Annotated in this window: 11 protein-coding genes; 8 read left to right on the top strand and 3 right to left on the bottom strand. The window is 71.6% G+C overall.

Annotation, left to right across the window (positions count from 1 at the left end):
• On the bottom strand, positions 1 to 267 hold a 267-nt coding region (locus D183_RS0109120), incomplete at its 3' end, for a hypothetical protein (RefSeq protein WP_017908718.1).
• Between the two features lie 11 nt (positions 268 to 278).
• Positions 279 to 1,061 carry an enoyl-CoA hydratase/isomerase family protein gene (locus D183_RS0109115; protein WP_026144327.1) on the bottom strand — a complete coding sequence of 261 codons (783 nt, stop codon included), beginning with the start codon at positions 1,059 to 1,061 and terminating at the stop codon, positions 279 to 281.
• A gap of 160 nt (positions 1,062 to 1,221) precedes the next feature.
• On the opposite strand from D183_RS0109115, the gene D183_RS0109110 reads away from it, so the two are divergent.
• The 4 genes from D183_RS0109110 to D183_RS0109095 all read left to right on the top strand — a co-directional run bounded on the left by D183_RS0109110 (position 1,222) and on the right by D183_RS0109095 (position 4,708).
• Entirely contained in the window at positions 1,222 to 1,923 is a 702-nt protein-coding gene (locus D183_RS0109110; RefSeq protein ID WP_017908716.1) for an FKBP-type peptidyl-prolyl cis-trans isomerase N-terminal domain-containing protein, read from the top strand.
• Positions 1,924 to 2,036: 113 nt separating this feature from the next.
• A complete protein-coding gene (locus tag D183_RS0109105) occupies positions 2,037 to 2,837 on the top strand; it encodes an NUDIX hydrolase (protein ID WP_017908715.1) in 801 nt (266 codons plus the stop codon).
• Complete coding sequence (locus D183_RS0109100; RefSeq protein ID WP_017908714.1) at positions 2,834 to 3,715, top strand: sulfurtransferase; 882 nt, start codon at positions 2,834 to 2,836, stop codon at positions 3,713 to 3,715. Before D183_RS0109105 ends, D183_RS0109100 begins: the two co-directional genes overlap by 4 nt.
• A gap of 87 nt (positions 3,716 to 3,802) precedes the next feature.
• On the top strand, positions 3,803 to 4,708 hold the full coding sequence (locus D183_RS0109095) for a DUF1684 domain-containing protein (protein ID WP_017908713.1): 906 nt from the start codon (positions 3,803 to 3,805) through the stop codon (positions 4,706 to 4,708).
• A gap of 164 nt (positions 4,709 to 4,872) precedes the next feature.
• Here D183_RS0109095 and D183_RS0109090 read toward each other — a convergent pair whose 3' ends face one another.
• A complete protein-coding gene (locus D183_RS0109090) occupies positions 4,873 to 5,448 on the bottom strand; it encodes an N-acetylmuramoyl-L-alanine amidase (RefSeq protein WP_026144325.1) in 576 nt (191 codons plus the stop codon).
• Positions 5,449 to 5,470: 22 nt separating this feature from the next.
• Between D183_RS0109090 and D183_RS0109085 the strand changes: the two genes are divergently transcribed.
• From D183_RS0109085 to D183_RS0109070, 4 genes are all read left to right on the top strand, one after another.
• Entirely contained in the window at positions 5,471 to 5,962 is a 492-nt protein-coding gene (locus tag D183_RS0109085; RefSeq protein WP_017908711.1) for an MOSC domain-containing protein, read from the top strand.
• Positions 5,959 to 6,486: an alpha/beta fold hydrolase gene (locus D183_RS0109080; RefSeq protein WP_017908710.1), complete on the top strand. Its 528-nt coding sequence runs from the start codon at positions 5,959 to 5,961 to the stop codon at positions 6,484 to 6,486. Before D183_RS0109085 ends, D183_RS0109080 begins: the two co-directional genes overlap by 4 nt.
• Before the next feature lie 14 nt (positions 6,487 to 6,500).
• Complete coding sequence (locus D183_RS0109075) at positions 6,501 to 7,004, top strand: GNAT family N-acetyltransferase (protein ID WP_039726741.1); 504 nt, start codon at positions 6,501 to 6,503, stop codon at positions 7,002 to 7,004.
• 171 nt (positions 7,005 to 7,175) lie between these two features.
• A partial coding sequence (locus D183_RS0109070) for an ATP-binding cassette domain-containing protein (RefSeq protein ID WP_017908708.1) occupies positions 7,176 to 7,607 on the top strand: 432 nt, incomplete at its 3' end.

Below are 7,607 nucleotides of genomic sequence, written 5' to 3'. Positions count from 1 at the left end.
ACGTCGCGCCTGGCGCGCATGGGCACGTCGCTCCAGGCGCGCGCTGCGCGCCCGGTAGCGCGCACGCGCGGCCCAGGCATCGCGCAGGCGCTGCTGCGCGGCCAGCACCTGCGCGCGCAACTGCGGATGCGTCGGATCCAGGCGATCGTCCTCCGGATCGGTGCCGCGGTAGTCCATCAGGCCGCCGTCGATCGCGGCATCCAGATCGTCGTCCAGGATCCAGCGCAGCAACTGCAGCGGCGTGGCGGGAGCGGGGGCGTGCGACATCGTGCGCGGGCTCAGCGGTTGCGGAACTGCGGCGGGCGCCGCTCCAGGAAGGCGCGGGTGCCTTCGCGCATGTCCTCGCTGGAGAACAGCAGGCCGAACTGCGCGGTCTCGTATTCCAGCCCCTGTTCGATCGCACTTTCGCCACCGATCTGGATCGCGTCGAGGATGCCGCGCAGCGCCAGTGGCGCGGCGTCGGCCAGTTGCTGCGCCAACTGCAGCGTGGTCGCCTGCAGTTCGCCGGCGGCGACCACGCGGTTGACCAGGCCCAATTGCAGTGCGCGCGCCGCGTCGATCGGCGCGCCGAGCAGGCACAGTTCCAGCGCCGCGGCGCGGCCGACCAGCCGAAGCAGGCGCTGGGTGCCGCCGAAGCCGGGGATCAGCCCGAGATTGATCTCCGGCTGGCCCAGGCGCGCGCCTTCGGCGGCCACGCGCAGGTGGCAGGCCATCGCCAGTTCCAGCCCGCCGCCGAGGGCGAAACCGTTGACCATCGCCAGCACCGGCTTGGGCATGCGCTCGATCCGGCGCATCAGGCGCTGGCCCAGTTGCGAGAAATCGCGGCCCTGCACCGGTGTCAGTTCGTTCATCTCGGCGATGTCGGCGCCGGCCACGAAGGCTTTCTCGCCGGCGCCGGTCAGCACCACCACGCGGATCTGCGGGTCGTCCGCGGCCGCGGCGAAGGCCGCATCCAGCGCCTGCAAAACCTGGCGATTCAAGGCGTTGAGCTTGTCGGCTCGATTCACGGTGAGGATGCGGATCGCACCCTGGGTATCGGCGAGGACCGGCGTGCCGGACATGTGCATTCCTGGTTGTTAAAAAAAGGTAATGGGAACTCTGGGCGGGCCGCACCAGTCAGAGCAGCGTCGTCGGTAGCGGTTACGCGCCGCGGCGGCTATCCTAACGCGTCATCTCAGGCGGCACGGGCCGCCCTGTGCCACCACCCTGGAGAATTGTTTGATGAAGTTGCGTTCTATTGCGGTCGCTGTCGCGGCCCTCGCCCTGAGCGGCAATGCGTTCGCCCAGGACACCTCGTCCGAGAAGGGCAAGCTGAGCTATTACTTCGGCTACGACTACGGCAACAACCTTGCCGAACTCACCGGCCGCGGCGAGCAGCTCGATATCAATGCGGTGGTGAAGGGCTTGCAGGACGCCTACGCCAAGAAGCAGCCGGCGGTCAGCGCCGACCAACTGAAGCCGGCGGTTGAAGCGTTCCAGAAGCGCGAGCAGGCCCGCGCCCAGCAGGCCAAGGCCGACTACGAGAAGGCCGCTGCCGAGAACAAGACCAAGAGCGACCAGTTCATGGCCCAGAACAAGGCCAAGCCTGGCGTGCAGGTGCTGCCCAGCGGCGTGCAGTACCGCGTGATCGAGGCCGGCAAGGGTGCCAAGCCGACCCAGGCCAGCACCGTGCAGCTGGAAGTGGCCGGTCCGTACCCGTTCGGCCAGCGTCCGGCGCAGGCGCGTCCGGCGCAGCAGATCCCGGCGATCAAGGTCAGCGAAGTCGAGATGCAGGCCATGCGCGACACGCTGCTGCAGATGCCGGCCGGCTCCAAGTGGGAAGTGACCCTGCCGCCGGACAAGGCCTACGGTGCCGACCCGCGTACGCCGTTCCCGCCGAACGTGGCGGTGCAGTTCGAGATCAAGCTGGTCAGCGTCAAGTAAGCACGCTGGTTCAGTGCACGACGATTGCGCCGGCAGCGATGCCGGCGCAATTTTTTTGGGCAGGCGACGACGGCGCCGACGAATCGCGCTAGGCTGGCAAGGTGTCGAATCCGATGGATCCCGTTCCGCATGCCCTGCTCACGCCCTGCATCGGTCTCTGCCGTCTCGATGCGCAGGGCTATTGCGCCGGCTGCCTGCGCAGCGGCGATGAGATCGCACGCTGGCGCGGCATGAGCGACGCCGAACGCCGCCGCTACATGGACGAGGTCCTGCCGGGCCGCGGCTGGTCGTCGTCGCCGGGGCAGCGCCTGGCCGAACGCGCGCACCTGCTGCGCGCACTGCACCCGCTGCAGCAGCCGCCGGCGGGGCCGGGCTGGAACCACCACGAACTGCAGGATCTGCTGCCGGACGGCGCGCCGGTGGAAGCGGCGGTGCTGGCCGGCCTGGTGCCGCGCGCCGACGGCACCCATGTGCTGTTGACCCGGCGCACCGACAGCCTGCGTCACCACGGCGGCCAGGTCAGTTTTCCCGGCGGCCGCATCGAGGCCAGCGACGCCGATGCGGTGGCCGCGGCGCTGCGCGAGAGCGAGGAGGAGATCGCACTGGCGGCGTCGCAGGCCGAGCCATTGGGCTACCTGGATCCGTTCGTCACCATCAGCGGTTTCCGGGTGATGCCGGTGGTCGCGGCGATCGATCCGCGCTTCGTGCCGCAGCCGCATCCGGGCGAGGTGGCCGAGGTGTTCGAAGTGCCGCTGGCCTATCTGATGGCGCCGGACAACCTGCGCAGCATCGAGACCGATTACCGCGGACGCCCGCGCGTCGTGCTGGAGTACGGCTGGCCCGGCCAGCGGATCTGGGGCGCGACCGCGGCGATCCTGCTCAACCTGCGCCGCCGACTGGAGCAAGCCGCATGACCGCAACGTCCCCCGAATGGCACACCCTGGTCGAGGCGCCGACGCTGGCCGCCGCGCTCGACGATCCCGCGCTGCGCCTGGTCGATGCGCGGTTCGTGCCGGCGGCGCTGCTCGATCCTGCTGCGGCGGCGGCCGCGCGCGAAGCCTATGCGCAATCGCACCTGCCCGGCGCGGTCTACGCCGATCTGAACGCCGATCTGTCCGATCTCGGCCGTCCCGGCCTGGGCCGGCATCCGTTGCCGGACGACGCGGCGTTCGCGCGCACCCTGGGGCAGTGGGGCATCGGCCCGCAGCACCAGGTGGTGGTGTACGACGCTGGCGACGGCAGCATGGCTGCTGCCCGCCTGTGGTGGATGCTGGGCCTGCTCGGCCATCGTCGGGTCGCCGTGCTCGACGGCGGCCTGGCCGAATGGCGCCGGCTCGGCCTGCCGGAAACCGACGCGGCCTCCGCGCCGTCGCCGCTGCCGCCGTATCCGCAGGTCTTCGATGCGGCGCGCATCGTCTCCGCCGAGGAGGTCGCCGCACGCCTGCACGAGGCGCCGGGCTGGTTGCTGGATGCGCGCCCTGGCGAACGCTTCCGTGGCGAGGTGGAGCCGATCGACCCGCTGCCCGGGCACGTGCCCGGCGCGCTCAACCGGCCGCTGGCGCAGAACCTGCGCGACGGCCGCCTGCGCCCGGCGCAGGAACTGCGCGCGGAACTGCAGCCGCTGCTGCAGGGACGCGATCCGCGCGAGGTGGTGTTGATGTGCGGATCGGGCGTCACCGCCTGCCATCTGCTGCTGGCGCTGGAGCATGCCGGCCTGCACGGTGCGCGCGTTTACGCCGGCTCCTGGAGCGGCTGGATCGCCGATCCGGCACGGCCGCGCGCCATCGGCTAGGGCCGGCGCCGGTCCACACGGAACGCATGCACGATGGCACGCGACAGGGGCGGCACCATGCGCTGGCGTGAGGCCTGCGGGCTTGCGATGCTGCTGGGCCTGGCCGCCTGCGGCGACCGCCGCGCGTCGGCCGATGGCGCCGACGCCTCGCCACGCGCGCAATCTGCCACGCACTATCGCGAGGCGGTGCAGCGTGGCCGCGCGCAGCGCCTGGCGACGTTGCGCGCGCCGTCGGGCTGGTTGAGTTTCACCGGCTCCGGGCGTTTGCACAGCGGCCTGCACCGGGTCGGCAGCGCACCCGACAACGATGTGCAGTTGCCGGCCGGTCCGGCGCATCTGGGCGTGCTGCAGGTGGATCCGCAGGAGGGCGTGCAGTTCCAGCCCGCCGCGGACGCGACGGTGCAGGTGAACGGCCAGCCGTTCGCCGGCGGCCGCCTGGAGACCGACGCGGCGCACGACACCCAGACCCGCCTTGCGCTGGGGGCGCAGGAGTTCTACGTGGTGCGCACCGGCAACCTGTTCGGCTGGCGTTTCCGCGATCCGCAGGCGCCGGCGCGCGCGCGCTTCCGCAGCATCGATTACTTCCCGATCGATCCGCAGTGGCGCGTGGTGGCCGACTGGCATCCGGTGCCGGCGCCGCAGGCGATGGTGCTGCTCACCTCGATCGGCACGCCGCAGCCGCTGGCCCTGGTCGGCAGCGCTGAGTTCGTGCTGCGGGGGCGGCGCTACAAGCTGCAGATCCTGCGCGACGGCGCCAGCCAGCGCCTGTTCCTGCCGTTCTCCGATCGCACCAGTGGCCGCGAGAGCTATGGCGGCGCCCGCTATCTGTTCGTGCCGGCGCCGCAGGGCGACCGCATCGTGCTGGATTTCAACCTGGCGCAGAACCCGCCATGCGCGTTCACCCCGCACGTGGTGTGCCCGCTGGCGCCGGTCGGCAATCGCCTGGACGTGGCGGTGACCGCTGGGGAGAAGAACTACGTCGGCGCGCACTGAGCGCGTGGAAAATCGCGCAGGAGCGGCTTCAGCCGCGACCGGGCCGTTCCCGGTGAAGCCGGGGCGCGGCTGAAGCCGCTCCTGCGGGAGCCTGCGAATGCGACCCTGTCTGATACTCCATCGCGGCCCGAATCAGCCGTTCCAATCCACCGCCTCCAAGGCGGTCACACAGGCGGCGCATACGGCGCCAGCGCCACCGCCTCCAGCACCTGCGGCCAGGGAAAGCGCGGGCCCGGATCCAGCTTGCGCTGCACCTGCCGCGTCGGATCGTCGCTGGCCGGTTCCAGGCTGCGGTCCAGCGCGTCGTGTCCGGCGATGTGGCACAGCTGCGGCAGTTCCGCGCGCAACTGCTGCAGCAGCCGGATCAGCGCCTGCACTTGCGCCGGCGGGTAGTCCTCGCGCATCGCCTGGTGGCGCGAATCCAGCCACAGCGGATAGCGTCCGCGGTTGACCAGTTCGATGCCCAGCGACTGTGGGTTGTAGCCGCGCACGTGATGCGCGACGCGCTGCAGCGGCACATAACGATGCACGCTGCCGTCGCGGTCGATGTAGAAATGGCCGCTGTTGCCGGTGCCCGACGGATACAGCACGCGTTCGCCGTACAGGCGCGCGCTGGCCAGGTCCGGCAACTCGGTGCAGTGGATCACCGCCAGCGTGATGCTGTCCGGCGCGCGCTCCTGCAGCAGTCCGACGTAGGGCAGGGGCGCATCGTGGATTGGCAACGGTGAGGTGGGCGACATGCGCGGATGCTAGCATTCGCCGATGACCCTGAATTCCGAAAGCCCGCTGGCGACCCTGCTGGCCACACTGCCGCGCGCCGGACGCGTGGAATGGATCGGCCTGCGCCCGGCGCGCGACGTGCCGATGCACGAGGTCGACGCCGCTGAGGGGCAAACCGAGGGCGGCCTGCACGGCGACCGCTACGCCGGCCGCAACGGCAAGCGCGGCGTGACCCTGATCCAGGCCGAACACCTGCCGGCGATCGCCGCGCTGGCCGGCCATGCGGCGGTGGCGCCGGCGACCCTGCGGCGCAACGTGGTGGTGTCGGGCATTCCGCTGATCGCGCTGAAGGGGCGCCGCTTCCGCATCGGCGAGGTCGAACTGGAAGGCATCGCGCCGTGCGATCCGTGCTCGCGCATGGAGCAGGCGCTGGGGCCCGGCGGCTACAACGCCATGCGCGGCCACGGCGGCCTGTGCGCGCGCATCGTGCAGGGCGGCACGCTGCGGTTGGGCGATGCGGTGGTGGCGCTGTGAGCCGCGGTCACTGCATCCTTTCGCACGGTTTCGAGAGCGGGCCGGACGCGATCAAGGTGACCGCACTGGCCGAGGTCGCGGAGCGTCTGGGCTGGACCCATTCGCGCCCGGACTACACCGACCTGGACGCGCGCCGCGACATCAGCCCGCTCGGCGACGTGCCGACGCGTCTGCAGCGCCTGCTGGAGCTGGCGCAGGCGGCGGCGCAGCGCGGGCCGCTGGTGCTGGCCGGTTCCAGCCTCGGCGCCTATATCGCCGCGCAGGTGTCGCTGCACGTGCCGGTGCGCGGCCTGTTCCTAATGGTGCCGCCGACGCGGATGGGGCACATGCCGGCGCTGGATGCGGCACCGGTGCCGACCTCGGTGGTGCATGCCTGGCGCGACGAACTGATTCCCGCCAGTGAAGTGATCGCCTGGGCGCAGGCGCGTGCCGCGCGGCTGCTGCTGGTCGACGATACGCACCGCCTGGGCGAGCACGTGGCGACCTCGGCGCAGGCCTTCGCCGAGCTGCTGGAGCGCCTGTGAGCGCAGCCGACGACATGCTGTTGCGCGCCGAGCGGCCGGCCGACGCGGCGGCGATCGAGGCGCTGACCCTGGTCGCCTTCTTCCGCGTCGCGCACAGCCGCCACGACGAGCAGGACATCATCGAACGGCTGCGCGCGGACGGCGCGCTGACCCTGTCGCTGGTGATCGAGCACGAGGGCTACATCGTCGGCCACGTCGCGGTGTCGCCAGTGAGCCTGTCCGACGGCAGCCGCGGCTGGTACGGGCTGGGACCGCTGTCGGTGGGGCCGGGCCACCAGCGTCAGGGCCTGGGCACGCGGCTGGTGCGCGAGGCGCTGGCGCAGTTGCAGGCGCAGGGCGCGGCCGGGTGCGTGGTGCTGGGCGACCCGGCCTACTACGCGCGCTTCGGCTTCCATCCGGAACCCGGGCTGACGCTGCCGGGTGCGCCGGTGGAGGCCTTCCAGGCGTTGGCCTTCGGCGAGCGCCTGCCGCCGATGGCCGAGGTGGCCTACCACCCGGCGTTCCTGTCCGCGGCCTGAGCCAGCGCGCCACGCCGTGGCCCGTCGCGGCCGCGTTGCGTTAGCATCGTCCCGCGTCCACTCCGATCGAGGATCCACGCCGATGCGCCATTGATGCCGCCGTCTTCGCGACGGCCTTCGTCCCACCTGCCGAGCGATCGGCGGGCACGACCGGCATCCATGGAGGTTCCCATGACGCATCCGCTGCTTGCGCTGGACAGCGCGACCCATGTTCTGCCCGACGGCAGGATTCTGTTCTCCGATCTGCACTTCGCGCTCGATGCGCGCCGCACCGGTCTGGTCGGCCGCAACGGCGTCGGCAAGAGCGTGTTCGCACGCCTGCTCGCCGGCGAACTGACGCCCAGCGCCGGACGCTGCGTGCGCCACGGCCGCCTGCATTACGTGCCGCAGCAGATCGCGCCGGCGCCGCACGCCACCGTCGCCGACCTGGCCGGCGTGGGCGCGGCGTTGCGGGCGCTGGCACGGATCGAGGCCGGCAGTGCCGACGTGGCGGATTTCGACGCGCTGGGCGAGCGCTGGGACATCGCCCAGCGCCTGCAGGCGCAACTGCACGCGCACGACCTCGGCGCGCTGGAGCCGCACCGCCTGGCGGCCACGCTCAGC

The sequence above is a fragment of the Xanthomonas sp. SHU 199 genome (assembly GCF_000364665.1).
Lineage (GTDB): Bacteria > Pseudomonadota > Gammaproteobacteria > Xanthomonadales > Xanthomonadaceae > Xanthomonas_A > Xanthomonas_A sontii.
Note: the sequence above shows the minus strand (reverse complement) of the source record. Positions and strands in the feature narration are given on the sequence as shown.

What these genes read in the sequence shown, in the direction of transcription:
- D183_RS0109100 (WP_017908714.1), top strand. Translation starts at nt 2,834, where the DNA reads ATGACCGCAACGTCCCCCGAATGGCACACCCTGGTCGAGGCGCCGACG.
- D183_RS0109085 (WP_017908711.1), top strand. Translation starts at nt 5,471, where the DNA reads ATGACCCTGAATTCCGAAAGCCCGCTGGCGACCCTGCTGGCCACACTG.
- D183_RS0109095 (WP_017908713.1), top strand. Translation starts at nt 3,803, where the DNA reads ATGCTGCTGGGCCTGGCCGCCTGCGGCGACCGCCGCGCGTCGGCCGAT.
- D183_RS0109090 (WP_026144325.1), bottom strand. Translation starts at nt 5,448, where the DNA reads ATGTCGCCCACCTCACCGTTGCCAATCCACGATGCGCCCCTGCCCTAC.
- D183_RS0109075 (WP_039726741.1), top strand. Translation starts at nt 6,501, where the DNA reads ATGCTGTTGCGCGCCGAGCGGCCGGCCGACGCGGCGGCGATCGAGGCG.
- D183_RS0109115 (WP_026144327.1), bottom strand. Translation starts at nt 1,061, where the DNA reads ATGTCCGGCACGCCGGTCCTCGCCGATACCCAGGGTGCGATCCGCATC.
- D183_RS0109105 (WP_017908715.1), top strand. Translation starts at nt 2,037, where the DNA reads ATGGATCCCGTTCCGCATGCCCTGCTCACGCCCTGCATCGGTCTCTGC.
- D183_RS0109110 (WP_017908716.1), top strand. Translation starts at nt 1,222, where the DNA reads ATGAAGTTGCGTTCTATTGCGGTCGCTGTCGCGGCCCTCGCCCTGAGC.